Origin of the sequence: Streptomyces longisporus (assembly GCF_039532765.1) — a bacterium.
Lineage (GTDB): Bacteria > Actinomycetota > Actinomycetes > Streptomycetales > Streptomycetaceae > Streptomyces > Streptomyces longisporus.
This window is the reverse complement of sequence record NZ_BAAASG010000007.1, coordinates 1,085,692-1,110,166: the sequence shown is the minus strand read 5'-3', so window position 1 is coordinate 1,110,166 and position 24,475 is coordinate 1,085,692. Positions and strand designations below refer to the sequence as shown.

At 71.9% G+C, this 24,475-nt stretch carries 25 protein-coding genes and 5 pseudogenes; 13 read left to right on the top strand and 17 right to left on the bottom strand.

Annotated features, from left to right (window positions below; all coding sequences use genetic code 11):
- Positions 1-68: 68 nt before the first annotated feature.
- Positions 69-209, bottom strand: coding sequence for a hypothetical protein (locus ABD355_RS16470; RefSeq protein WP_344401054.1), 141 nt, complete (start codon positions 207-209; stop codon positions 69-71).
- Between the two features lie 15 nt (positions 210-224).
- Positions 225-1,127 (bottom strand): LysR family transcriptional regulator, encoded by a 903-nt coding sequence (locus ABD355_RS16465; protein ID WP_344401053.1) that lies wholly within the window; start codon positions 1,125-1,127, stop codon positions 225-227.
- Between the two features lie 114 nt (positions 1,128-1,241).
- Here ABD355_RS16465 and ABD355_RS16460 point away from each other — a divergent pair, with 114 nt between their 5' ends.
- Positions 1,242-1,460 (top strand): hypothetical protein, encoded by a 219-nt coding sequence (locus tag ABD355_RS16460; RefSeq protein WP_344401052.1) that lies wholly within the window; start codon positions 1,242-1,244, stop codon positions 1,458-1,460.
- On the opposite strand, the gene ABD355_RS16455 is transcribed toward ABD355_RS16460, so the two are convergent.
- Both ABD355_RS16455 and ABD355_RS16450 read right to left on the bottom strand, forming a co-directional pair.
- Positions 1,436-2,317, bottom strand: a complete 882-nt coding sequence (locus tag ABD355_RS16455; protein WP_344401051.1) for an LLM class F420-dependent oxidoreductase — start codon at positions 2,315-2,317, stop codon at positions 1,436-1,438. The genes ABD355_RS16460 and ABD355_RS16455 overlap by 25 nt on opposite strands.
- 233 nt (positions 2,318-2,550) lie before the next feature.
- Positions 2,551-2,829, bottom strand: a pseudogene (locus ABD355_RS16450) (TerC family protein); the annotation flags it as partial.
- A gap of 125 nt (positions 2,830-2,954) precedes the next feature.
- Between ABD355_RS16450 and ABD355_RS16445 the strand changes: the two are divergent.
- Entirely contained in the window at positions 2,955-3,929 is a 975-nt protein-coding gene (locus ABD355_RS16445) for an alpha/beta hydrolase (protein ID WP_344401050.1), read from the top strand.
- A gap of 593 nt (positions 3,930-4,522) precedes the next feature.
- On the opposite strand, the gene ABD355_RS16440 is transcribed toward ABD355_RS16445, so the two are convergent.
- Positions 4,523-4,831, bottom strand: a complete 309-nt coding sequence (locus tag ABD355_RS16440; RefSeq protein ID WP_344401048.1) for a hypothetical protein — start codon at positions 4,829-4,831, stop codon at positions 4,523-4,525.
- 29 nt (positions 4,832-4,860) lie between these two features.
- Between ABD355_RS16440 and ABD355_RS16435 the strand changes: the two genes are divergently transcribed.
- Positions 4,861-5,883 carry a helix-turn-helix domain-containing protein gene (locus tag ABD355_RS16435; RefSeq protein ID WP_344401047.1) on the top strand — a complete coding sequence of 341 codons (1,023 nt, stop codon included), beginning with the start codon at positions 4,861-4,863 and terminating at the stop codon, positions 5,881-5,883.
- 19 nt (positions 5,884-5,902) lie between these two features.
- Here ABD355_RS16435 and ABD355_RS16430 read toward each other — a convergent pair.
- Together ABD355_RS16430 and ABD355_RS16425 are read right to left on the bottom strand one after the other, a co-directional pair.
- Positions 5,903-6,195, bottom strand: a pseudogene (locus ABD355_RS16430) (hypothetical protein).
- A gap of 114 nt (positions 6,196-6,309) precedes the next feature.
- A complete protein-coding gene (locus tag ABD355_RS16425) occupies positions 6,310-6,843 on the bottom strand; it encodes a 2'-5' RNA ligase family protein (protein ID WP_344401046.1) in 534 nt (177 codons plus the stop codon).
- Positions 6,844-6,978: 135 nt separating this feature from the next.
- Here ABD355_RS16425 and ABD355_RS16420 point away from each other — a divergent pair, with 135 nt between their 5' ends.
- From ABD355_RS16420 to ABD355_RS16410, 3 genes and pseudogenes are all read left to right on the top strand, one after another.
- The gene (locus ABD355_RS16420) at positions 6,979-7,437 is read left to right on the top strand and encodes a MarR family winged helix-turn-helix transcriptional regulator (RefSeq protein ID WP_344401045.1); all 459 of its coding nucleotides are present in this window, start codon (positions 6,979-6,981) and stop codon (positions 7,435-7,437) included.
- Between the two features lie 170 nt (positions 7,438-7,607).
- Positions 7,608-8,819, top strand: a complete 1,212-nt coding sequence (locus ABD355_RS16415) for an MFS transporter (protein WP_344401044.1) — start codon at positions 7,608-7,610, stop codon at positions 8,817-8,819.
- Positions 8,820-9,532, top strand: a pseudogene (locus tag ABD355_RS16410) (aldo/keto reductase); the annotation flags it as partial.
- 19 nt (positions 9,533-9,551) lie between these two features.
- Here the strand turns inward: ABD355_RS16410 and ABD355_RS16405 are convergent.
- Entirely contained in the window at positions 9,552-10,472 is a 921-nt protein-coding gene (locus ABD355_RS16405; RefSeq protein WP_344401043.1) for a LysR family transcriptional regulator, read from the bottom strand.
- A gap of 142 nt (positions 10,473-10,614) precedes the next feature.
- Here ABD355_RS16405 and ABD355_RS16400 point away from each other — a divergent pair, with 142 nt between their 5' ends.
- Together ABD355_RS16400 and ABD355_RS16395 are read left to right on the top strand one after the other, a co-directional pair.
- Entirely contained in the window at positions 10,615-11,868 is a 1,254-nt protein-coding gene (locus tag ABD355_RS16400; protein ID WP_344401041.1) for an MFS transporter, read from the top strand.
- Between the two features lie 79 nt (positions 11,869-11,947).
- A complete protein-coding gene (locus ABD355_RS16395) occupies positions 11,948-12,262 on the top strand; it encodes a hypothetical protein (protein WP_344401039.1) in 315 nt (104 codons plus the stop codon).
- Here the strand turns inward: ABD355_RS16395 and ABD355_RS16390 are convergent.
- The 3 genes and pseudogenes from ABD355_RS16390 to ABD355_RS16380 form a co-directional block, all read right to left on the bottom strand.
- Positions 12,181-12,681 carry a hypothetical protein gene (locus ABD355_RS16390; protein WP_344401037.1) on the bottom strand — a complete coding sequence of 167 codons (501 nt, stop codon included), beginning with the start codon at positions 12,679-12,681 and terminating at the stop codon, positions 12,181-12,183. The genes ABD355_RS16395 and ABD355_RS16390 overlap by 82 nt on opposite strands.
- Positions 12,682-12,805: 124 nt before the next feature.
- Positions 12,806-14,157 (bottom strand): annotated as a pseudogene (lysA, locus tag ABD355_RS16385) (diaminopimelate decarboxylase).
- 9 nt (positions 14,158-14,166) lie between these two features.
- Positions 14,167-14,502, bottom strand: coding sequence for an SAV_915 family protein (locus tag ABD355_RS16380; RefSeq protein ID WP_344401036.1), 336 nt, complete (start codon positions 14,500-14,502; stop codon positions 14,167-14,169).
- Between the two features lie 378 nt (positions 14,503-14,880).
- Here ABD355_RS16380 and ABD355_RS16375 point away from each other — a divergent pair, with 378 nt between their 5' ends.
- The 5 genes and pseudogenes from ABD355_RS16375 to ABD355_RS16355 form a co-directional block, all read left to right on the top strand.
- Positions 14,881-16,095 (top strand): MmgE/PrpD family protein, encoded by a 1,215-nt coding sequence (locus ABD355_RS16375; RefSeq protein ID WP_344401035.1) that lies wholly within the window; start codon positions 14,881-14,883, stop codon positions 16,093-16,095.
- Positions 16,092-17,282 carry a CaiB/BaiF CoA transferase family protein gene (locus ABD355_RS16370; protein ID WP_344401034.1) on the top strand — a complete coding sequence of 397 codons (1,191 nt, stop codon included), beginning with the start codon at positions 16,092-16,094 and terminating at the stop codon, positions 17,280-17,282. Before ABD355_RS16375 ends, ABD355_RS16370 begins: the two co-directional genes overlap by 4 nt.
- 26 nt (positions 17,283-17,308) lie before the next feature.
- Positions 17,309-18,475: an acyl-CoA dehydrogenase family protein gene (locus tag ABD355_RS16365; protein ID WP_344401033.1), complete on the top strand. Its 1,167-nt coding sequence runs from the start codon at positions 17,309-17,311 to the stop codon at positions 18,473-18,475.
- The gene (locus ABD355_RS16360; protein WP_344401032.1) at positions 18,468-19,214 is read left to right on the top strand and encodes a GntR family transcriptional regulator; all 747 of its coding nucleotides are present in this window, start codon (positions 18,468-18,470) and stop codon (positions 19,212-19,214) included. The genes ABD355_RS16365 and ABD355_RS16360 overlap by 8 nt, the downstream gene beginning before the upstream one ends.
- Positions 19,214-19,902 (top strand): annotated as a pseudogene (locus ABD355_RS16355) (electron transfer flavoprotein subunit alpha/FixB family protein); the annotation flags it as partial. The gene ABD355_RS16360 and the pseudogene ABD355_RS16355, both read left to right, overlap by 1 nt.
- A 203-nt stretch (positions 19,903-20,105) precedes the next feature.
- Here ABD355_RS16355 and ABD355_RS16350 read toward each other — a convergent pair.
- The 6 genes from ABD355_RS16350 to ABD355_RS16325 form a co-directional block, all read right to left on the bottom strand.
- Entirely contained in the window at positions 20,106-20,723 is a 618-nt protein-coding gene (locus ABD355_RS16350) for a sigma-70 family RNA polymerase sigma factor (protein ID WP_344401031.1), read from the bottom strand.
- 166 nt (positions 20,724-20,889) lie between these two features.
- A complete protein-coding gene (locus ABD355_RS16345) occupies positions 20,890-21,528 on the bottom strand; it encodes a hypothetical protein (RefSeq protein WP_344401030.1) in 639 nt (212 codons plus the stop codon).
- Between the two features lie 68 nt (positions 21,529-21,596).
- Positions 21,597-22,583 carry a hypothetical protein gene (locus ABD355_RS16340; RefSeq protein ID WP_344401029.1) on the bottom strand — a complete coding sequence of 329 codons (987 nt, stop codon included), beginning with the start codon at positions 22,581-22,583 and terminating at the stop codon, positions 21,597-21,599.
- Between the two features lie 277 nt (positions 22,584-22,860).
- On the bottom strand, positions 22,861-23,205 hold the full coding sequence (locus tag ABD355_RS16335) for an ArsR/SmtB family transcription factor (protein WP_344401028.1): 345 nt from the start codon (positions 23,203-23,205) through the stop codon (positions 22,861-22,863).
- The gene (locus ABD355_RS16330) at positions 23,202-23,660 is read right to left on the bottom strand and encodes an SRPBCC domain-containing protein (RefSeq protein WP_344401027.1); all 459 of its coding nucleotides are present in this window, start codon (positions 23,658-23,660) and stop codon (positions 23,202-23,204) included. Before ABD355_RS16330 ends, ABD355_RS16335 begins: the two co-directional genes overlap by 4 nt.
- 94 nt (positions 23,661-23,754) lie before the next feature.
- Positions 23,755-24,462, bottom strand: a complete 708-nt coding sequence (locus tag ABD355_RS16325; protein WP_344401026.1) for an SDR family oxidoreductase — start codon at positions 24,460-24,462, stop codon at positions 23,755-23,757.
- Between the last annotated feature and the right edge of the window lie 13 nt (positions 24,463-24,475).

The window sequence follows — 24,475 nt, the reverse complement described above, 5'->3', positions numbered from 1 at the left end:
ACCTGCAGCAGCACCCCGAAGGGCCGGAGCGCATCAGCTCCGGCCCCTTTGCATGGGACGTCCGGGGGTCAGGCGACCGCCTTCGGTGCCAATGCGCGCAGTTCCCGCAGCGCGGCCGCGACCGCGGGCCGCTCCCGGGCGCCCCGGCGGGTGCAGGTGAGCAACTTGCGGTGCGGGTTTCCGGTGCAGCGCACGCGGGTGATGTGCAATCTGACGTCCGGGAGTCAGGCGACCGCCTTCGGTGCCAATGCGCGCAGTTCCCGCAGCGCGGCCGCGACCGCGGGCCGTTCCCGGGCGCCCCGGCGGGTGCAGGTGAGCAACTTGCGGTGCGGGTTTCCGGTGCAGCGCACGCGGGTGATCGGCAGGTGCCCGGTCAGCTGGGCCAGCCGCGGGATCAGTGCGACGCCGAGGCGGCTCGCGACCAGGTGGGCCGTGACGTTCCAGTCCAGCGCGTGATGGACGATGTCCGGGCTGAACCCTGCTTCCCCGCAGGCGGACAGCACATGCGGGCGGCAGGGGCTGTCCGCCACCGGGGCGATCCACTCCTCGTGCGCCGCGTCAGCCAGGTCCACGCGCTCGCGCCCGGCCAGCGGGTGGTCCTCGGGAACGACGAGGTCGAACGGGTCGTCCAGGAGCGGCTGCTGGTCGAAGCGGGCGTCGCTCAGGGGCGGGTTGTGCGGGGTGGCCTCGACGACGGCCAGGTCGGTCTCCCCCTCGAAGAGCAGGTCGAAGCTGCCGGGGACGCCGGCCTCCTGGATGCGCACGGACAGCCGCGGATGGCGCTCGTGCAGCCGGACCGCCATCGGGGCCAGCAACACCGAGACGGCCACCGGGAACCCGCTCACCCGCAGCGGCCCGGCGGGGGCGTGTTCGGCGCGCAGGTCGAGCTCGGCCTGTTCCCAGCGGGCCTGGATCGCGTCCGCATGCGCGAGCAGGCTCTCGGCGGCCGGGGTGAGCCGCACCCCTCGGCCCTGCGGTTCGAGCAGATCGACGCCGAGATCACGGGCGAGCTGGCGGATCTGCTGGGAGGCCGCGGACGTGGTGAAGTGCAGGGCGCGTGCGGCCGCGGTGACCGTGCCGTAGTGGGCGACCGCCCGCAGGACGTGCAGCCGACGCAGGTCAATCATGAAGCCCAGGCTTCAAGGTCGGGTCCACAAAGTCAACCTGGACGTGTACGGATGCTGCGCTGCACCCTGACTGTGTCGCGACGGTCCACCAGTCAGGACGTACGAGGAGTTGCCATGATCAGCACGACCGGCGCACGCTGCCCGCACTGCGGTTGGCCGGACGGCGCCGAGCCCTTCCAGGTGGTGTCGCGGCACAGCACCGCGGCGGGCCGCACGGAGTGGACGCGTTGCGGCTGCGGCTCGCTGCAGGTCCGGGTGGTCGACGGCTGCGGGATGCGCGTCGTCTCGCGCAGTGGTCCCGCGGAGCCTCACTCCAGCCCGGCCAGCCGCTGAACGGCCGGGGCGGCGAAGGTCTCGATCCACGCCGCGGGCTCCCCGAGACGCGGCACGAGGATCACGGTGTCCAGGCCGAGCTTGGTGTAGCCGGAGATGTCCCGCGTGAAGGCGTCGAGGTCGCCGGCCGTGGCGGACTCGCCCATGTAGGCGACCGTCTTGCGGATCCGGTCGTAGTCACGCCCCTCTGCCTCGCAGTGCCCGCGCAGCACGTCGAGCTTGCGGCGGACCTCCTCCGGCGAGGTCGCGAACAGGTTGCAGGCATCGCCGTACCGGGCGACCAGGCGCAGGGTCTTCTTCTCGCCCCCACCGCCGATCATGATCTCGGGGTGGGGGCTGCTGACCGGTGCCGGTACGCACAGGGTCTCGGCCAGTTCGTAGTACTTGCCCTTGAAGGGGCCGTTGGCCTGCGGGTCCCACATCTGCAGACAGATCCGCAGGGTTTCCTCAAGCCGTTCGAAGCGCTCGGCGAGCGGCGGGAACGGTACGCCGAGACCCTCGTGCTCGCGGTCGTACCAGGCCGCCCCGATGCCGAGGGTGGCACGGCCGCCGGACAGCACGTCAAGCGTGGTGGCGATCTTGGCGAGCAGTCCGGGGTGCCGGTAGGTCACGCCGGTCACCAGCGCACCCAGCTGAACGGTGGAGGTGTGGCCCGCGAGATAGCCGAGAGTCGTGTAGGCCTCCAGCATGGGGTCCTGGGCACCGCCGTTGAACTCCATCTGGAAGTAGTGGTCCATGACCGACAGCCGGCTGATCCCGGCCGCCTCGGCCGCGGCGCCCGTCGCGGCGAGTTCGGCGCCGAGGGCGGGCCCTCCGCCACTGTGGTTGAACCGGTTGATGTGTACGCCCACCCGCATGACCGTCTCCGTCCGCCCGGACCCTTGCCGTCTCCAGTGACGCTAGAACTTCGAGCGCTCTCGAAGTCAAGCGGGCGTCTGGCCGGGGCCCGTGCCCATGCGGCAACCTGCCGTCGGTCGTCTGCGGCTCCCGTTGCGGCCGGGCGCCCCCCATCGCGGCGGAGCCGCAGACAGAACAGCCCGCGCCCCCTCGGTTGCGCGGGGCCGACCGCGACGGATTGCGCCCGCCCTGGTCAGCCGGCGCCGCCTGCTTCCGCCGCGTCCGGCTGCTCCCGCGCCGCCTGCAGCTCCTGCTTCTTCGAGGCCCGCAGGCTGGTGATCGTCGTGACCGCCAGGACGAGGACGATGAAGCCCAGCGAGAAGGGGATGCTGATCTCCGGGACGTGGACCCCTGACTCGTGCAGGGCGTGCAGCACCAGCTTGACGCCGATGAAGCCGAGGATGCTCGACAGGCCGTAGCTGAGGTGGACCAGCTTCTTCAGCAGCGCGCCGATTATGAACAAGAGGTCCTGTGCGGGTGTCGGGCGGCCACCCGCCGTTCGGCGGGCAGGTTCCGCCGGACGGCGGCGGTCCGTACGGCGGCCGGTGCGTGAATCATGTCGGCCAGAGCCGCCGCGCCGTGCGTGAGGAGACAGCCATGACCCTGGTCCCGCCCCCGTTCGATCCCGAACTTGCCGCAGCACTCGAGCTGATCAAGGACGTGGTCACCCCCGGTCTCACCCTCGACGAGATCGACCTGGTGCGCCAGGGCCCGGGCATCGAGATGCTCGCCCAGCTCGACCTGACCGCGGGCGGGTTCTTCGAGGTCGAGGACCGTACCGTGCCCGGCCCCGAGAACGCGCCCGACATCTCCCTGCTGATCTGCCGTCCCGCCGCCCCGCAGGCCGCCGGTCCGCGGCCCGTCGTCTACCACGTCCACGGCGGCGGCCTGATCATCGGCAACAACCGGGTGGGGGTTGACGTACCCCTGGCGTGGGCGCAGCAGCTGGACGCGGTCGTGGTGTCGGTGGAGTACCGGCTGGCGCCGGAGGATCCGTATCCGGCGCAGATCGAGGACGTGTACGCCGGTCTGCTGTGGACGGCGGAACACGCCGAGGAACTCGGAGCGGACCCGGAGCGGATCGTGATCGCGGGTGCCAGCGCGGGCGGCGGGCTGAGTGCGGCGCTGGCCCTGCTGACCCGGGACCGCAAGGGGCCGCGCCCGCTGGGCCAGGTGCTGATGTGCCCGATGCTGGACGACCGCAACGACAGCCCGTCCACGTACCAGATGGCGGGCCTCGGCGTCTGGGACCGGACCGCCAACGAGACCGGCTGGACGGCGCTGCTGGGCGAGGAGCGCGGCGGCCCGGACGTGCCGCCCTACGCCGCGCCCGCCCGCGCCGAGGACCTGTCGGGCCTGCCTCCGGCCTTCCTGGACGTCGGTTCCGCGGAGACCTTCCGCGACGAGACCGTGGCCTACGCCTCCCGGATCTGGCAGGCCGGCGGAGTGGCCGAGCTGCATGTCTGGCCGGGCGGCTTCCACGGCTTCGACGGCTTCGCCCCCCAGGCAGCGCTGTCCCAGGCGGCACGTGCGGCCCATCTGGACTGGTTGCGGCGGTTGCTGGCGCAGTAACGGAGGTGCGGGCGGCGGCCGGAGGTTCCTCGACCGCCGCTCCGGCACGGTTTCCGGGCAGTCGCAGGCCTGGCCGGGGGCGTGCCGTGCAAGGGGTATTCGCGGTCCCGCCGACTGCTGGCGAGGGTCGGCCTCGCGCAGCACACTGCACTGTCGGCTCGCGAAGGGCACGGACACGACGACCGTGCCGGTCCGTGCGGTGGGGAGGCGAAACCCCCTCCGGCGATCTCGTGCGGCGGGCAGCGCGGGTGGGCGAGGAGTCGAGCCCCTCTGGCCAGTTGGCCCGGAGCGGTGAGCGCGTCCTGGACGCGCAACCTCGCCTGGTGGACTCGCGCAGCAGGACGGCGCACGTCGGGTCGCGGAGCCGGGCTGGTCGGCCGGGAGTGACAGGCGCGTCCTGGACGCATGATCGAAGCGAAACCCCGCGCGGCGGACCCGCACAGGTCGGCGCGGGTCGGATCGCGGAGTCGGGCGAACTTGTCGGGGTCACGGGCGCGCCCAGGACCACGGTCTCGCCGGCCGGATGGAGCAGGACCGGCCGCAGGGGCTCGTCGAACGGCGAGACTGGCTGGCACCGGCAGAGTAGGGCGGCCCTAGCAGTTCGCGGCTCCCAGGAGCAGTTCGCGGTCGACCGGGCAGTCGCCCTCGATGGCGGGCTTGCCGGGTGGTCCTTGGGCCACCCCCAGGCTGGCGCCGCCGGTCGACGGCGCTCCCGAGCGCCAGGAGATGTCGATCATCGCCGACGTCAGCTCCTCGGGGCAGGGACCGGCCGCTGCCCAGCCGCTCCAGTGCGGCGGGGTGCGCCGCGTGTATCCGGCGGCGGGCGCACCGGCATGGATCGGCACCGGAGTCCGGTCGCGCCGCTCAAGCGGTGCTGCCGGGATGACGCGGGCGCTCCTCATGGAGTGCGCCATGGCGCATGATGGCCGGTATGAAAGAGCTGGCAGGGCGCCTGACCGCGCTGGATCCGGATGCCGGTGCCGCCGTGCGGGTCATCGCCTACTTCGACCGGCTGGCCGAGACCAGGGCCGGTCTGGAGGCGCTGGTGCGCGGGGCGGCCGTGCTGGCCGGATGTCCCGCGCGGCTCGTCGATGCCGGCCGGCGTGTGCGGGTGCGGGTCGAGCCCGACGGCACCCGCAAGGACACCGAAGCGCCGCCGGAGCCGGACTGGCCGAGCGCGGCGCTGGAGCCCGGCGGCGCCCCGGCCCTCTGGCTGGAGCGGGCGGATTCCGGACCGAGCGTCGTCGACGCGGTGATCCTGGAGCGGGCCGCCGGTGCGATACGGCTGGTCCTTGACCGCACCCGGGGCCGCGCCCCGACCTCCCCCGCCGACGATCCGGCGCTGATCGAGACGCTGCTCGACGCCACGGTCCCCGAGCCAGCCCGGCTGCACGCGGCCCGCCGCCTCGGCATCGACCCCGCCGACCCGGCCGTACGGATCCGCGCCCTTGCCTCCGGTGACGGCCCGCCCCGCATTCTGGTGGCCCGGGCCGGAGTCCGCCCCAGCGACGCCGAGCTGCCCGCCGGTCGCCTCGGCGTGGGGCCCGCCGTACCCGCGCTCGACCTGCCGGGCTCCTGGGCGGCGGCGCGCACGGCCCTGCGGTTCACGGCCGACGGCACGTCACGGGATCCCGGCCCGCGGGTGGTGTACGCCGACGAGCTGGGCGGCATCGCGCTGCTCGCGGATCTCGTCGTACCGGGCGCCGAGCCGCCGCCCGACGTGCGCGCCCTGGAAGCGGCGGCGGGCGCGCTGCCCGGGCTGCTGGCCACGCTGCACGCCGTAGCCGCCACGACGAGCCAGCGCGCCGCGGCCGCCGAGATCAACGTGCACCACTCCACGCTGCAGGACCGCCTGACCCAGGCCGAGCACCTGCTCGGCTGGCCACTGCGCACCCCGCACGGCCGTCTCAGGCTGCAACTGGCCCTGACGATGCGGCACTTGGCGAGACCGTAAACCCTCCCCGCACGGGGATTCACCAGAACCCGCGGACCACCCGGACCCCACCGACGACACGGGCGTTGAACCCGTCGAACCCCACAGCCGACACCCACAGCTCCAGGACAATCCCACCGCCGACTGCCACACTGGACACCGGCTCTGACCCCGCGCGATCTTGACGGCGTAATCCTCGTTGAGCACCGGGTAGAAGATCGGCTGTTCGGGAAGCCGCGGCAGCCGGGCGCGCCACTCCAGCTCACGGACCAGGTCCGGCTCCTTGGGGCCGGTGGGGTGCCACAGGGTTGTCGTGGGTCGGGGGCCGGGCATGGCGTTCGCTTTCCGGAGGGGTCGGCCGCCGGTGCGGCCGGTCGGGGGTCCGGTCGGCGAGGCCGGTGCGGCGGCCAAGGGGTTTCGGGCGACGAGGGCGCGGGTCCCGGGCTGCTACCGGAGGGCGAACGACGCCCGGTGCAGCCAGCCGGTGCCGTCGTACGCCACGAGGTCGACCGTGGGCACGCGCGCGGTGAAGGGGAGGCCGGGGCGCAGGCCGGCCTCGATCACGTCCAGTACGGCCTCGTCCTGGCCCTGGGCGACCGTGAGGTGCGGGTGGGGGTCGTACTTCCCGCCGTACGGCGGGGCTTCCGGCCAGCGCTCGACGACGGCATCGGTGAGCCCGCGGAACGGAGCGTCGGGGGTGGGCGCGAGGTAGAGCACCCCGGGAAACCGTCCGGATTTCTCGAACCGCACCTCGAAGGAGCGGTGCTGCCCGAAGATCTCGTCCAGGGCGGCGCAGGTCCCGGCGTCCACGAGGGACGCGGGCAGGAACGGGAAGACTACGGTGACGTGGGCGGGGACACCGGCTCGGGCCGCCGGGTCGAAGCGGTCCCGCCAGGGCCGGACCACCGCTTCCGCCTCGGGGACGGGCACGACGAGCGCCGTCTGGCCCGCCACGAAACGACCGGATTCCTCGTCTGCCATGCCATGGGTGTACCAGGCGGATGCTCGCGGCCGCGACCCGACACCGCTTGCATACGCGCCTTACCAGCGCTCGATGGAAATTTCACAGATGCCCTATCCTGGGCCGCAGGCACTTCGGGACGGAGGACCCAGCCCATGACCGCGACCGATCCGGCGCTCACGGCGCTCGCGTCGAGCTGGTCCGCCCTGTCGCTGTTGCACGGCAGGATCGAGGCCCACATCGAGCGCGCCCTGCAGACCCGGCACGATCTGAGCGTGCGCGAGTACTCCCTGTTGGACGTGCTGAGCCGACAGCACGACGGGGAGGGCGGACACCTCCAGATGAAGCAGGTCGCCGATGCGGTGGTCCTCAGCCAGAGCGCCACGACCCGGCTGGTCACGCGCCTGGAGGACCGCGGGCTGCTGACCCGCTACCTGTGCCCCACCGACCGGCGCGGCATCTACACCAACGTCACCGAGGCCGGCCTCCGGCTCCTGGAGGAGGCCCGCCCGACCAACGAGGCGGCCCTGCGCGAGGCCCTGGACGCGGCCGCCCAGAACCCGGAGCTCGCCCCGCTGGTCCAAGCCGTAGAGACGCTTCGCGTTCCTGCCTGACACCGAGACCCCCGCCGCCGGAGTCGTGCTGCGGGGGTTTTCGCTTGGCCAAATACTTGCAGGCACCTGCTACCCGCCCCGGCGATTCGATGCGGTTGCCTTTATAGCGCGTCTGCAACTATTGTTGACGCCTGTAAGCGTTATATGCAATCGCCTGGAAGGTAGTTCCCATGCCTCTCGCCCTCCTGGCCCTGGCCATCGGGGCCTTCGGGATCGGCACCACGGAATTCGTGATCATGGGCGTGCTGCCCGAGGTCGCGGGTGAGTTCGGCGTCTCCATCCCCACCGCCGGCTGGCTCGTCTCCGGCTACGCCCTGGGCGTCGTCTTCGGCGCGCCCCTGCTGACGGTCCTGGGCACCAAGGTCTCCCGCAAGAAGATGCTCATGTTCCTCATGGGCCTGTTCGTGGTGGGCAACACCCTGTCCGCGTTCGCCCCCACCTTCGGCGTGATGCTCGCCGGCCGGGTGATCGCCTCCCTCGCGCACGGTGCGTTCTTCGGCATCGGCTCCGTGGTCGCGGCCGGTCTGGTCGCGCCGGAGAAGAAGGCGTCCGCGATCTCCCTGATGTTCACGGGCCTGACCGTCGCCAACGTCGTGGGCGTCCCGCTGGGCACGTACATCGGCCAGGCCGCCGGATGGCGGGTCACCTTCACCGCGGTCGCCGCGCTCGGCATCGCGGGCCTCGTCGGGGTGGCGAAGCTGGTGCCCGAACCGGGCCGCCCGGAGTCCGGCACCATTCGTACCGAGTTCGCCGCCTTCCGCAATGTGCAGGTCTGGATCGCGATGGCGATGACGGTCCTGGGCTTCGGCGGGGTGTTCGCCGCCATCACCTACATCACGCCGATGATGACCGAGGTCGCCGGTTACTCGGCCGGTGCGGTGACCTGGCTGCTGGTGCTGTTCGGGGCCGGGATGTTCCTGGGCAACCTGGTGGGCGGCCGGTTCGCCGACCGTGCCCTGATGCCCATGCTGTTCACCGCGCTCGGTGCCCTGTCCCTGGCGCTGCTGCTGTTCACGGCGACCGCCCACCACAAGGTTCTCGCCGCGCTCACCCTGACGCTGATCGGTGCGCTGGGCTTCGCCTCCGTGCCCCCGCTGCAGAAGTGGGTGCTCGACCAGGCCTCGGCCGCCCCGACGCTGGCCTCCGCCGCCAACATCGGCGCCTTCAACCTCGGCAACGCGCTGTCCGCCTGGCTCGGCGGTCTCGTCATCTCGGCCGGGCTCGGCTACACGGCACCGAGTTGGGTCGGCGCCCTGCTGGCCGGCAGCGCGCTGCTCCTGTCCTTCCTGGCGGCCTCCCTCGACCGCCGCACCCGTCCGGCAGGCCGGGTCGTGGCCGCGTCCGCACCCGCCGAGCACATCCCGGCCGCCGCACGGCACTGATCAACCACCCCCACCGTCGCCGTCTCCCTCAACGACGGCGTCGAGCCCCCAGCTCGGCTTCGGCGTCTCCCAGGTCCCCGACGCCGAGACCACCGCCGCGGGTCGGCGCCGCGCTGGAGGCCGGGTACCGGAGCATCGACACGGCCGCCGTCTACGGCAACGAGTCCGGCGTCGGCGCCGCGTTCACCTCCCCCGGCATCCCCCGGCTGGACCCCTTCGTCACCACCGAGCTGTGGAACGCCGACCAGGGGTACGACGCCACGTTCCGCGCCTTCGAAGCAAGCCTGGCCAGGCTGGGCCTCGAGTACGTCGACCTGTGCCTCGTACTCCAACTTCGAGCCCTCCCATCTGCACCGGCTGCTGGAGGGCGGCGCGCTGGTGCCGACCGTCAACCAGATCGAACTGCACCCCAGCCTCCAACAGCGCGAACTGCCCGCCGTGCACGGAGGCCTGGAGTCCGCCGGTGCAGGGCGCGGTGCCGGCCGAGCCCGCGCTGACGGAGATCGCCGAGCAGTACGGCAAGTCGCCGGCGCAGGTGGTGCTGCGCCGGCACCTCCAACTCGGCAACGTGGTGATCCCGAAGTCCGTCACACCCGCCGCATCCGCGAGAACATCGGCGTCTTCGACTTCCCCCTCGGCGACGAGGAGATGGCCGCGATCGCCGCCCTGGACCGGGGGCTGCGCACGGCCCCGACCCGGACACCCTCGACTGACCGCGGCCGGTTCAGGCCGTCACTGGGCCCAATTCGGGGTCCAGGTGTCGGCGTCCCGCCGGGCGGTGCCGAGGTGGGCGCGGAGCGAGGCCAGCGCCGGATGCGGGTTGTCGGCACGCCAGATCAGCGAGTGCGGGTAGACGGGCGTCGGGTCGCGCACGGGGATGCGGCGCAGGTCGTGGTCGGCCGGCCAGACCATGCGGGTCTGTACGCCGACGAAGGTGGCGAGCAGCGAGGAGTCGGCGATGGTGTCGAGGAGCGGTTCGGTGCCGAAGTCGGGGCCGGTGACCTCGATGGTGAAGCCGAAGGCCGCGGCCAGGTCGTCGTAGTAGGCGGCCCATTCGGTGCCCGCTACGTTGCCGGGCATCCAGATCCGGTGCCCGGCCAGCTGGGCCGGGGTGACGGCGCGGGCCGAGGCGAGCGCGTGCCGGGGACCGGTGAGGAGTTCGAGGGGCTCGTCGTGGACGCGGGCTGCCTCGATGCCCTCGGGCAGCTGCCGCGCGGGAAAGGTGAGCGCGCGGAAGGACGCGTCGATGGTGCCGGAGCGCACCGCGGAGATCGCCGCGTCGGCGTCGAAGAGCGTCACGACGTCGAGGGACGAGTCGGGGTGGGCGCGGTGGAAGTCCCGGATCAGGTCGGCCGGGGCGAGCCTGCGGCCGATCACGTCGACGCGCAGGGCACGGCGGCCGGGCCGTACGGAGGCGGCGGCGCGCTCCTCGGCCTGCAGGAGTTCGCGGGCATGGGGCAGGAAGACCTGGCCGTCGACGGTGAGCTGGGCGCCACGGGCGGTGCGGGTGAACAGCCGCGCGCCGAGGTCCTTCTCCAGCGCGGCGACCCTCTTGGAGACGGCCTGCTGGGTGACGTCCAGGCCGAGGGCGGCCTCCCGGAACTGTCCGGCGTCCGCGACGGCCACGAAAGTGCGCACTGCGTCGATGTCCACGCGCCCTTTTGTACAACGTCCTGCTGCCCGTCGGCCTACAACTTCAGGTTGTCGGACCACCGGCGCGTCGGTTGTTTGCCTCGGGGCCGCGTGACCGGCTTTGATGTCGCCGGTCGGGATTCGGGCGGACGGGGAGGCGGGCATGCGGGGCGGGCAGGCGTTGGGGCGGCAGTTCGGATGGCTGTGGGGGGCGTACGCCGTCAGCGCGATCGGGACATGGCTCGCCTTCGACGCGTTCTCGCTGATAGCGGTGATCGTGCTGCATGCCGGGGCGACCGAGGTGGCGGTGCTGTCGGCGGCCGGGCTCGCGGTGGGGGCGGTGGTGGCGACGCCGCTCGGGCCGTGGATGGAGTTCCGTCGCAAGCGGCCCGTGATGGTGTTCATGGATCTGGTCCGCTGTGGGGTGCTGCTGACCATTCCGGTCGCGTTCGCGCTCGGCGCGCTCACCTTCGTACAACTTCTGGTTGTGTCGATCGTCGTCGGCGCTGCCGACATCAGCTTCACCGCGGCGAGCGGGGCATTCGTCAAATCGCTGCTGCCGCCCAAGGACCTGCTCGCCGCGAACGCGCGGTTCGAGGCGACCCAGTGGACCGCGACCATCCTGGGGCCGCCCCTCGGCGGTGCCGCGATGGGCCTGTTCGGACCGGTGATGACCGTGGTGGCCAATGCGGTGAGCTTCCTGCTGTCGGCCGTCGGGATCCGCGCGATCGGCGGGACCGAGACGCATCCCGTACGGCAGGCCTCGGCACCGGGGCAGGTGGCGGCCGGCAGCCTGCTCGAAGGATGGCGGTACATCCTGGCGCATCCGACGCTGCGACCGCTGTTCTTCAACACGGTGCTGTACAACGCCCTGATCATGGTGTCGCTTCCGCTGCTCGCCGTGCTGATGGTCGGCGATCTCGGCTTCGCGGCGTGGCAGTACGGCCTGGCCTTCTCCGTCCCCAGCATCGGTGGCCTGATCGGCTCGCGGCTGGCCCGCCGGCTCGTGCCGCGGTTCGGAGAGCGGCGGGTGCTGCTCGTATCGGGGACGCTGCGCGCGTGTTGGCCGATCGGCCTCGCCTTCGTGGGGCGCGGCACTCCGGGGCTGGTGCTCGTCATGGTCGTGGAGCTGGGTGTGATCGTGTCCTGTGCCGTCTTCAACCCGGTGTACTCCACCATTCGGCTGCGGCAGACGGACACGGGCCGGGTGGCGCGCACGCTCTCCGCCTGGTCGGTCACCACCAAGGCGACGACCGCCGCGATGACCGCCCTGTGGGGTCTGCTGGCCGGCCTGACCGGCCCCCGCGCGGCGATCGCCGTCGCCGGCGTCCTCGTCCTGGCGACCCCGCTGCTGCTGCCCCGCCGTATCGCAGACCCCGCGGCGATGGCGCAGCCGAGCGTCGACGAAGCGGCCTGAGCGGCCGGCCCCGATCCGTGGGGTTCGGTGAGGAGTTGCCGCTCGTCGCGGCGGGCAAGGTGATGAAGGACCAACTGCGATGAGGACGGACGGGAGCCGCGATCCGGTTCCCGCCGGCGAAACGGAGATCCTTCTGATGACGAACCACGCGGCCGGCCTGACGACGGACGTGTCACTCGACCAGATCGAGCGCCTCGACGACGAGATCATCGCGCTCCTCGCCCGCCGCCGTGCGATGGCCCGGGAACTCCCGCCCCCGGCGCGCGCCGCCGATCCGGCCTTCGCGGAGACAGTACGAGGCATAACGGGCCGCTACCGGAGGGAACTCGGCGGCGCGGGCGAACTGGTCGCCCGCGCGGTGATGGTGCTGTGCGATCCCAGGCGGGACATCTGAATCTTCGCGACGCACCGGACACCGACGGGCACGTCACCGCCGCTTCTCGATGACCTTCGCATGCACGAGCGTTCCGGCGAGTTCGATGCGAGACGCGGATCGTCAACGGATTTCTTGGAGCGGAGCTTCAGCTTGGAGTACGTGAGGTTGAGCCCGTCGGTGTCGATCAGGATGTCGGACGAGCCGACGAGAACCAGCTTGCCGTGGGCCATGTCCGTCTCGATCCGAAGGACGTCCGAGGTGGTCATCGCGTGGCTGAAGTCGAAGGTGACCCGGCACAGTTGAGTGCGCAGCTCGATGCGCGCGGGTACCGACCAGCGTCCGTCGCGTAGGTACTTGCCGCCGTGTTGTTCGACGACGAGGAGGTCCTTGCCCTTCATCGCGGGCGTGAGCGGCAGATCAGTGGTGAGCTCGGCCAACTCGCCGAGCGTCCGGCCACGACGCGGTCGCGGTCCTCATGCGATGCCCGCAGGCCGGGCGGCTCGTTGGACATGACGGCCACGTCAGCAGCGCCGGGTGGAGCAGGGTCGGGAGACCGGACCGTCACGCCCAGGAGGTGTCCTGGAGGCCCACGTCGCGGCTGCGGATGTCGTCCAGGGACTCCCGGCGTACGAGGAGCCGGGCGTGACCGGCGCGCACCGCTGTGACGGGTGGGCGGCCGACCAGGTTGTAGCCGGAGGCCATGGAGAGGTGGTAGGCGCCGGCGACGGGGACGGCGAGCAGATCCCCGGGGCGTACGTCCGCGGGGAGTTCGACGTCGGCGGCGAGTACGTCGCCGGCCTCGCAGTGCCGGCGACGACGGTGACCGGCGCCCGGTCGGCGGTGGTGTGGCGGCCGATGAGCCGGAGCGCGTAGTGCGCTCCGTACAGGACCGGGCGCGGGTTGTCGCTCATGCCGCCGTCGACGGCGACGTAGGTGCGACCGCCGGTGCGCTTGACGACGAGCACGCGGTAGAGGGCGACGCCCGCGGGTCCGGCGATGGCCCGCCCCGGTTCGATGATCAGGTGGGGAACGGCCGGCCCGGCCGCCGCGCACGCCTCGGTGAGCTCGGCACGGACCTTGCGGGCCAGGGTGGTCGGATCCAGCGCCTGCTCACCGGAGCGGTAGGCGATGCCGTGGCCGCCACCGAGATCGAGCTCGGGCAGGACGAGACCGTGCTGCGCGTGCAGCCGGGCCATGAGACCCACGATGCGTCGCACGGCGGCCAGATACGGCTTGACGCTGGTGATCTGCGAGCCCAAGTGGCAGTGCAGGCCGGTGAGTTCGAGCTGCGGCCGGTCCGGTATCCGGGCGATCGCGTGCTGGGCGTACCCGTCGGAGATGCTGAGGCCGAACTTCTGGTCCTCGATGCCGGTGCGGATCTTCTCGTGGCCGCCGGCACTGATGCCGGGCACGACACGGACCATGACCTTCTGGTGGCCCTGTGGTCCGACGGCGGCGGCCAGCCTGGCGATCTCCGACGGGCTGTCGATGACGATGCGGCCCACGCCGAGGCGCAGCGCCGATTCCAGGTCGCGCGGGGACTTGGCGTTGCCGTGCAGCACGATCCGCTCGGGCGGGAACCCGCTCATGTCGGCCAGTTCCAGTTCGCCGGCCGAGCAGACGTCGAGCCCGAGGCCCTCCTCGTCCATCCAGTGGACCATTGCGCGGCACAGGAACGCCTTGGCCGCGTAGAGGATCTCGGTGTCGGGGAAGGCGTTGCGATAGGTACGGCAGCGGTCGCGGACCTCGGCCTCGTCGAGGACGTAGACCGGTGTGCCGAAGCGGTCGGCGATCTCGGCGAGCGGCACGCCGCCGACTGCCAGTTCGCCCGGCCGCGGCTCGACGCTGGACGCAGGCCAGACCGATAGGTCGCCGTCGATGGTACTGACGGAACGGTCGTGAAGCGTGGTCATCATGTCCTCTCAGGCGACGCGTACGGCGAGCGCGGGAACGACGCGGTTCACCGGCCGGGCGGCCCGGGCCGTGAACTGGGGATCCACCGTGACGGTGGTGACGCCGAGCGGTTCGGTCAGCGCGCGCAGAGCCGGCTCGGCGAGCCTGATCCACGCCTGCCCGGGGCCGAGCGTCGCGGTCAGCCGGCTCTCGGAGGTGAAGGCGACGGCCGTACGGTCGCCGAGCGGTGTGCGGAAGACACGCGTCACACACCCCGAGGGTCCCGGCCGGACGGGAACGAACAGTGGTCCGACCGGGAACGGATCAGAGGGTTCCGGGTCTTCGCCGGACACGATGTCTGCCATGGGGACGCCTCCGGGGGATGCGGGACCCGAGTGGGTCCAGGCCGGGCGAGTGGCTGTGCGCCCCGAACGCGGGGAGGCGGAACGGGGCGCACCGATGACGCTATGCCTGTCCGCCCCGGTGATCCGCCGACTCATGACGCGCCCCTGACGCGCGTCCGGCAAACGCTGACGTGGCGCTGACGCCGACGGCGACGGCCGCCTGGCTCTCAGGCCGCCCGCATTGTTGCGTACAAAGTCCCGCCATTGTCCCGATGTCAGCTCTGACACATCACGACAGTGCGCCAAGACACAGGTCACGGCGCTGACGACAGCGTTGACAGGGCCACGGATTTGGCCGTACAAATCTGCGAGGCAGGTACCCAATCCCGTGGGGGACCGTTGACCGTCGCCCGTGCACTCGCCCAGTGGTCCCACGCGTATCGCGCGACGCCGGAGGACCTGGCACTCGCCGAGCGGGCCCTGGCCGACACCGTGGCCGTCGCGCTGGCCGCCCGTGCGCATCCCCTGCGCGGCCTCGCCGCTCCGCTGCCCGACGCGGCGCGCTGGGCGGCCATGGCGCACGTGCTCGACTTCGACGATCTGCACACCGACACCACCACGCACATCTCCGTGGTCACCGTCCCGGCGGTGCTCGCGGCCGGCGGCGACGCACGGGCCCATCTCGCCGGTGCGGGGGTCATGGCGCGGCTCGGGGCGATGCTCGGCTGGGGCCACTACGCGGCGGGCTGGCATGCGACCTGCACCGCGGGTGCCCCGGCCGCCGCGGTCGCGGCCGGGTTCGCCCTCGGTCTGGACGTGACGGGGCTCGCCACCGCGATGGCGCTCGCCGTGCCCGCCGCCGGTGGCGGGCAGGAGGCCTTCGGGACGCACGGCAAGGCGCTGCAGGTCGGGTTCGCGGCCGAGGCGGGCGTACGGGCGGCACGGCTGGCGCGGGCGGGTGCCACCGCCGATCCGGGGGTCCTGGAGGCCTGGCTGGAGCGGGTCGGCGGCAAGCCCGCCACGGACTTCCCCATGGCCCCGGCCGTCCCTGGAGGCCTGGCCGTCAAGCTCTTCCCCTGCTGCTACGCCATGCAGCGGCCCATCGCCGCCCTGCGCGAGGTGCGCGACCAGGTCCGCGGTGAAATCACCGCCGTCACCGTGACCACACCGGCGGGAACCGTCCACCCGCTCATCCACGACCGCCCGGCGACCGGCCTGGAAGGCAAGTTCTCGCTGCCGTACGCGGTTGCCGCGGCCCTGCTCGACGACTACCCCGGCTTCGACAGCTTCACGGACGACGCGGTGCGGCGTCCCGCGGCCCAGACGCTGGTCGACCGCGTCCACGCCGACCTGCTGCCGGGCGAGACCGGATCCCTCCTCGACGGCCGGGTCTCCCTGCGCATCGCCCTCGCCGACGGCAGCGAGGTGCGCACCGAGCTGGCGCTCCCGCCCGGTGCGCCCGGGCGTCCGCCGTCCGACGTCGACCTGCGGGCCAAGGCCGCCGCCTGCGGTCCGGACGTACCGGCGCTGCTGGACGGGCTGACGTGGACGGGCGCGGCCGAGCTGCTGCGCAAGCACTTCCCGTACATCCCCTACGAGCGCCAGGAGGCATGACGGTGCATCAGCTTCCCCTGTCGGGCATCACGGTGGTCAGCCTGGAGCAGGCCGTGGCCGCTCCCTATGCCACCCGGCAGCTCGCCGATCTCGGCGCCCGGGTCATCAAGGTGGAGCGGCCGGGCGAGGGCGACTTCGCGCGCCGTTACGACACGACGGTCCACGGCCACTCCAGCTATTTCGTCTGGCTCAACCGCTCCAAGGAATCCCTCACACTGGACCTGAAGGATCCGCGGGGCCTGGAGATCCTGCACCAACTCCTCGACGGCGCCGACGTGTTCGTACAGAATCTCGCGCCCGGTGCCGCCGACCGGCTGGGCCTCGGCGCCGACGCCCTGGCCGACCGCTGCCCCCGGCTGATCCCGTGCACGATCTCCGGCTACGGCACGAGCGGGCCGTGGGCCGACCGCAAGTCGTACGACCTGCTGGTGCAGTGCCAGACCGGCCTGGTCTCCCTCACCGGAACCGCCGACGAGACGGCGCGTGTCGGGATCTCCGTCGCCGACATCGCCGCCGGGATGTACGCCTACACGGGCGTCCTCACCGCCCTGTACACCCGGGCCACCACCGGCCGGACGCACCCGGTGGAGGTGTCCCTGTTCGAGGCGCTGGCGGAGTGGATGGGCCAGCCCGCGAACTACACGCGCTACGGCGGCAGTCAGCCCGCCCGGCTCGGCACCCAGCACGCCACCATCGCACCGTACGGCGCCTTCACGACGGCTGACGGCAAACAGGTGCTGTTCTCCATCCAGAACGAGCGCGAGTGGGCCGTGCTGTGCGCGGGCTTCCTCGCCCAGCCGGGGTTGACGAATGATCCGCGCTTCGCGACGGGCTCCGACCGCGTCGCGCACCGCGACGAAATCAACGCGATCGTCGCCGAGCGCTGCGCCCGCTCCGACGCCGAGGAGATCCTCAAGGACCTGGAGGACATCGGCATCGCGTGCGCCGGGGTCAACGACGTCGCCGCGTTCCTGGACCATCCGGTGCTGGCGGCCCGCGAACGCTGGCGCGAGGTGGCCGTGCCCGGCGCGACGGTGCAGGCACTGCTCCCCCCGGCCGACCTCGCGGGCATCCCCGCACGCATGGATCCCGTGCCGGCGGTCGGCGAGCACACGGAGGCGATCCTCACCGGCCTCGGCCTCTCCCCCGACGACATCCGGGCGCTGCGCGCCGACGCCGTCATCTGACCCCCGACGATGTGGAGTTGCGCCCCATGAGCGTCCTGGACATCCTCTCCGACGACGAACGTCTCGTCGTCCGGACCGTGCGGGAGTTCGTCGACAAGGACGTCAAGCCCGTCGTCCAGCAGCTGGAGCACACCGACACCTACCCCGAGCACCTCATCGAGCGGATGAAGGAACTCGGCATCTACGGCCTGGCCATCCCGGAGGAGTACGGCGGCAACCCGGTCTCCACACCATGCTTCGTACTCGTCACCGAGGAACTCGCGCGCGGCTGGATGAGCCTGGCCGGAGCGATGGGCGGGCACACCGTCGTCTCCAGACTCCTCGTGCTGTACGGCACGGACGAGCAGAAGCAGCGGTATCTGCCGAGGCTGGCGACGGGGGCGGTGCGCGCCACGATGGCGCTCACCGAGCCGGGCGGCGGTTCGGACCTCCAGGCGATGGCGACGATCGCGCGCCGCGAGGGCGGGGAGTACGTCGTCAACGGGGCGAAGACCTGGATCACCAACTCCCGCCTTGCCGGCCTGATCGCGCTGCTGTGCAAGACCGACCCGGCCGCCGGCCCCCGCCACACGGGCATCTCGGTCCTGCTCGCCGAGCACGGACCGGGCCTCGTCGTCTCCCGAGATCTGCCCAAACTCGGCTACAAGGGCGTCGAGAGCTGCGAGTTGTCCTTCGAGGACTACCGCGTACCGGCCGACGCCCTGCTCGGCGGCGAGGAGGGCCACGGCTTCGCCCAGATGATGAAGGGGCTGGAGACCGGACGGCTGCAGGTCGCCGCGCGGGCCCTCGGCGTGGGACGGGCGGCCCTGGAGGACTCGCTGCGCTACGCCCAGGAACGGGAGTCGTTCGGCAAATCCATCTGGCGCCACCAGTCCATCGGCAACTACCTCGCCGACATGGCGACCAAGCTCACGGCCGCCCGCCAACTGACCCTGTACGCGGCCCGGGAGGCCGACGCCGGGCGCCGGGTCGACATGGAGGCGGGCATGGCGAAGCTGTTCGCGTCGGAGACGGCTATGGAGATCGCACTCAACGCGGTGCGGATCCACGGCGGTTACGGCTACTCGACGGAGTTCGACGTGGAGCGGTACTTCCGCGACGCACCCCTGATGATCGTCGGCGAGGGCACGAACGAGATCCAACGGAACGTGATCGCGGCGCAGTTGGTGGCAAGAGGCGGTCTCGATGGCTGAGCAACCGCAACGGGAGAGCACCTACTCGCGGCTCGGAAGAGAGTTGCGGGCGGCGGTCCTGCGGCACGACTACCCGGACGGCGTCCGGCTCCCCACCGAGGCGGAGCTGGCCGAGACCTACGGGGTGAGCCGGCAGACCGTGCGCCGCGCGTTCCAGGACCTCGTGGCCGAGGGACTGGTCTACCGGGTGCCCGGGCGGGGCACGTTCGCCACGCCCCGCGAGGAGCAGTACCTGCGGCAGTTCGGCTCGGTGGACGACCTGATGGGGCTGTCCATCGACACCCGTATGGACGTGATCACCCCTCTGCACCGACGGGTCGACGTCGACGCGGCCGAACGACTGGGCCTGAACACGGACCGGGTGCACAAGCTGGCTTTTCTACGGCTGCACGACGACGCCGCGTTCTGCCACACGTCGGTCTGGCTGCCGCCCGCCGTCGGCCGACTGCTGGAGTCCGTCGACGAGTTGACGTTGCCGGGCAGACCGAACGCCTTCACCGTCATCGGTCTGCTCGACCAGCGGCTGCCCGAACCGATCGCCGAGGCCGAGCAGAGCATCACCGTCGCCGAGGCCTCGCCGGAGATCGCCGAACACCTGAGCTGCGAGCCGGGCCGCGCCCTCCTGCGCATCGACCGCGTCTACCAGACGGTCGCCGGTCAGCTCGTCGAACTGGCCATCAGCCACTTCCTGCCCGAGCACTACTCGTATCGCGTGCGGCTGCGCCGCAGCGGTCAATGACGTCCCCGGAGGGCAAGGAGATCGCCGCGCGGCTGGCGCTGCGCATCGGCTCGGGCATCATCACCGACGCCGTCGACCTGGAGGCCTCGGACGAGGGTCCGGTGGCCACCCAGTCGGTGTTCGCCGCGTCCTTCACCACCAAGTCCCGGATCAGCAAGGGCACCCCGGTCATCACCGTCAAGCCGAACTCCGCCGCGGTGGAGGCCGCCCCGGCCGCCGGCGCGGTCGAGGCCTGACGGTGTCGTTCTCCCAGCAGGCGACCGGCACGAAGGTCACCGGCCGTACGCCGCGGGAGTCGACCGGGCGTCCGGAGCTGACCGAGGCCGCGATCGTGGTCTCCGGCGGCCGTGGCGTCAACGGCGCGGAGAACTTCCCGCTCATCGAGGCCCTGGCCGACTCCCTGGGTGCCGCGGTGGGTGCCTCGCGGGCGGCGGTGGACGCGGGCTGGTACCCGCACACCAACCAGGTCGGCCAGACCGGCAAGAGCGTCTCCCCGCAGCTGTACATCGCCAACGGCATCTCCGGCGCCATCCAGCACCGGGCCGGCATGCAGACCTCGAAGACCATCGTCGCGGTCAACAAGGACCCCGAGGCCCCGATCTTCGACCTCGTCGACTACGGCGTGGTCGGCGACGTCTTCGACGTCGTCCCCCAGCTCACCGAGGAGATCAACGCCCGCAAGGGCTGAGCGCGTTCACGCCTTGCCACCGCGCCGCGACCCGCCCGGCCCTTCGGACCTGCCGTAGCCCTATGCAGGCTGCTTGAGTGAGGGACGTGCTCATGTGGAGCGGGCGGCGGAGCTGGACGAGGAACCGGCAGCGACGTCCACCCGTGCCCGGATCTCGTGCCGAGGGTGCCGGGGCGACCGCCCCGGCACCCTCGTGCGACGGTTCAGACCGCCGTCGACACGACGGGTTCCTCCGCGTCCTCCAGCAGGTCCATCAGGCCGGCCCGGGCCCGGGCCACTCGGGAGCGGACCGTGCCGATCGGGCAGTCGCTGACCTCGGCGGCCTCCGCGTACGGGAGACCGACCAGCTGGGTGAGGATGAACGCCTCTCTGCGCTCGTCGGGCAGCGCGGCCAGCAGGTCCAGCAGGGCGATGCCGTCGTCGAAGCCGGGCAGGCCGCGCGGCTGGGACAGTTCGACGGCCAGTTGCCAGTCCGCCATGTCTGACAACCTGGGCCGGGCGGCGGCGTGGCGGTAGCTGTCGATGACGGCCCGGCGGGCGATGGACAGCAGCCACGCACGCGCCGAGCAGCGACCCTCGAAGCGGTGCAGGCTGCCGAGTGCGCGCAGGAACGTGTCCTGCGCGAGGTCGTCCACCGCCTGCGGGTCGGCGCACAAGTGGGCGACGTAGCGCTGAACATCGCGTTGCAGGGCGCGCACGAACTGCTCGACGGCGTCCATATCGCCGCCCCGGGCGGCGAGCGCCCAGGCGGTGATCGACTCGTCGAGCGCCGCAGCTTTGTCCTGTGTGGTGCGCGAGGTCGGCAAGGCAGAGGTAATCACCTGGTGTCCTTCTCAGGTCGACCGTGATCCGGATCGGGGCGCGCGAGGGCGCGGACGGTCCGGTGAGTGGGGATACGGCCTGCGGCGCAAGGGCGCTACGGCGCCGGTGCGGCCGTACGGCCGTGGCCCGAGGCGCGCGCGGGCAGCCTCGGGAAGCCGGCTGTCGTCAGGCGACAGCCGTCCCCACGGGAGGGCCCCGAGAGGTGATCGTGTGGACGAGAACAAGGAGACGCGGCGTCCGGTCCGCGCGGCGGCGCCGCAGGTGTGGGCGCGGGCGCTCCGGGGTTTCCGGCAGGGCGAGCAGCAGCCGCAGCGGTGCGGCCAGCCGTCCGGCGACGGCCCGGAGGATACGGAAGGCGGCCTTCTCGCCGTACGCCAGCCACAGCCCGCACAGCAGCGCGGCCAAGAGGTGGGCGAGGAGCATGCCCGCCGACGGCGAAGTGCCGGTGGCCGCACCCATGTGATCCATGTGGGCCATGTCCATGGAGCCCATGTGCACCGAGCCCATGCCGCTCATGTCCATGGAGGCCGACGAACCGGACGCCTCGGTCACCGACTGGGCGAGCGAGAACGCCTCGTGCAGCGCCGTCTGGACGGCGACCACGACCGCCACGATCAGCGGCAGCCCGCGCTCCCGCCCCGCCAGGCACCAGCCGACGGTCCCGGTGGCGCCCGTTCCGGTGGCGAGCGCCCAGGCGGGCACGTCGCTGCCGGACATCAGGATGTGGCCCAGGGCGGCGAGCAGCACGCAGACGGCCGCGAACACCGCGGCCCGTATCGTGCGAGAACACCACCCTGCTGTCATGGCGCCTCATCCTTGCATCCGGGCGTCACTCGTCATGCAGGGGTACGGGAACCCACGGGTGCCCCCACTCAATTCACGGCGTGTGATCCAAACCACGGAACCGGGCGGGAACTCGGCGGAACTTCGGTCCGACGTCCATAGGTCGCGCGCGGCCACAGCGTCAGGGCGAACAGCACCAGTGGTGGGCCGGTGCCCGGGTCGGTGGCGTGGCCGGTGAGGAGTCCGCCGAGGTCCTGGCCCAGGAGGCCGGTGGCGACCGCGAGCGCGATGCCGGCCGACAGCGCGGCGCGTCGCGTGCGAGCGGTCAGGACACCCGCGCCGACGGCGACTTGGAGCAGCCCGAGGACGACGACGAACAACGCCGCCCATCCGCTGACCAGTCCACCGACCGCGTGGTTGACGGCGGCGATCACGGCAGGCTCTTCCTCGCCGGTGTTGGACAGCTGGGCGGCGGGCACATGGGCGGCGGGCTCCAGCTCCAGTGCCGCCGTGCCGATCCACAGGAGCAGCCACGCCCAGCGCGCCGCCACACCGCCCAGGACCCCGCCGTCGGCGATGCTTGGCCCCGGGTGGTCGGTTCGCGGCCACAGCGTCAGGGCGACCAGTGCGTAGAGCAGGGCTGCGCCCGGGGCACCGGTCAGCAGGTCGGTGCCGCCCATAAACAGGCCGCCGAAGCCCTCGCCGACGGTCCACACCCCCAGCGCCCACAGGACCGACAGGGCCAGGGCCGGGCGGGCGGTGCGCCGCCACAGCAGGCCCACGCCGAGCGCGACCTGCAGCGAGGCGAACAGCGCGTTCCACAGCGCGGGGTGTGCGGCCAGCATGCTCGTCAGGTCGTACTCGACCGTCGCCACGGGGCCGGGCAGACCCATGTTCGCCATGCCCAGCGTGTCCACGAAGAAGCCCCGGGTGAACATGGACGGCTGGAGCTGCAGCGCCCCGTCCACCAGCCACAGTGCTCCCAGCGCGATCTCCACCCCGCGCCGAGTCAGCCGCAGCGTGCTGTTCGACTGACGGAGGGAGAAGTCCTGGATCTGCCGGTCGTCGACGGTCATGAGCCGGCACCTCCGATCGCTCATCGCACCCATGAGTACGAGCGGCGAGCGCCGAATATTCACCTAAGCCCGTTTTGCCGCCCTGAATGGTCCTGATCGGCCTGTTGTGCAGCAGTGGGCCCGCACCGGAGGAGGATTGGGGGTGCCGCGGCCCTGGCGGCCAAGCGCCGTCGGCAGGGCGGTTTGCCCGCCCTGTGCGGCGCAGGACCCAGCAGCGCGGTTGCGCAGGACGGCGAAGACCGCGGCGGCCGGCCCGGGCGCGTTGGCGTACGGCCGTTCAAGACGGTTCTTCCTGCTCCGCGAGGCCCTTGATCGCGTCGAGGCGGCGATCCCACTGGGCGGCGAGGGCGTCGAGCCAGCGGGTCGTGCGTTCCAGGGGTTGCAAATGCGCTTCGTAGCGGACTTCCCGTCCGGTGCGGTGGCCGCGGACCAGGCCCGCGCGGCCGAGGACGGCCAGATGCTTGGCCACCGCTTGGCGGGTGACGGGGAGGGCCGCGGCGAGCGAGGTGGAGGTCGCGCCGCCTTCACTGACGAGAGCGTTGAGGATCTGCCGGCGGATCGGGTCGGCCAGCGCCAGCAGGACGCCCTCGGGGGCCGGTTCGCCGTCGTGCGTGCCGGTCATGCCTCGGTGTGCTCGAACCGGTTACGCAGCCGGTCGAGCTTGCCGGACCAGTTCAGGCTGTTCGCGCGGTGCCGGTCGGCCGCCTCGTCGACCGGCAGCCCGAGGCGCGCGAAGCCGGTCTCGGTCATCGTCAGCCGGGTGCCTGCCGTTGCTTCGTCCGCGGCGAGGGTGAACGCGACGAGCGTGGCGTTGGAGTCCGTGGGTTCTTCGCCTGCGGCGCCCTGCGACCAACGCCAGGAGAAGGTGTGCGGCGGCTCGACCGTCTCGATACGGGCAGGGATGGCACCGTGCACACCGTGCTCGAACAGCAGCAGCCCGCCCGGCCGCAGGTCGATCTTCACGGGTTCCCCGTTGCCGAACCACTCCCCCAGGAAGGCCGGTTCGGTCAGCACCGACCAGACCCGTTCCACGGAAGCGTTGATCACGATGGTCCGTTCGATGGAGTCGGGAATCACGGCACCGCCCTCTCGTCCGAATGCGCTACCAAACGGTTGCACATCCCTGCCGGTATGCGCAACCACATGGTTGCGCATAAGCGGTTGGAAGACGTCACCAGGGCAGCCGGCCGTTGATGTCGAAGAAGCCGCCGGTCGGGCCGTCAGGGGCGATCTGCGCCATGCGCACAATGATCCGGGCGGCCTGCTCGACCGTCTGGGTGCCGGTGTTGCCGTTGAGGTCCGTCTTGGTGAAGCCGGGCTCGACGGAGTTGATCCGCATGTTCGGGAAGGCCTTCGCGAACTGCACGGTGAGCATGTTGACCGCGGTCTTGGACGTCGGGTAGGCGACGCCCGGGTAGAAGTGCGCGGGGTGGTCCGGGTCGGAGAGGTGGGTCAGTGAGGCGAGGCCGCTGCTGACGTTGACCACGACCGGTGCGGCCGAGCGCTGCAGCAGGGGCAGGAAGGCGTGGGTGACGCGGACGACGCCGAAGACGTTGGTCTCGAAGGTGTTGCGCATCTGTTCGGCGGTCACGGTCTCGGCGGTGGGCACGCTGTTTCCCTCGCCGCGGGTCTCGATCCCGGCGTTGTTGATCAGTACGTCGAGTCCGCCGTCGGCCTCGATGGTCTTGGCCGCGGCCTCGACCGTGGCGTCGTCGGTGACGTCGAGCAGGACGAAGCGTGCGCCCAGCTGTTCGGCTGCCCGGCGCCCGCGCTCGACGTCGCGGGCTCCCACGTACACGGTGTGACCTGCGGCGATGAGCTGGCGGGCGGTCTCGTGGCCGATGCCCTTGTTGGCTCCGGTGATCAGTGTTGTCGTCATGCGTCCAGGCTGC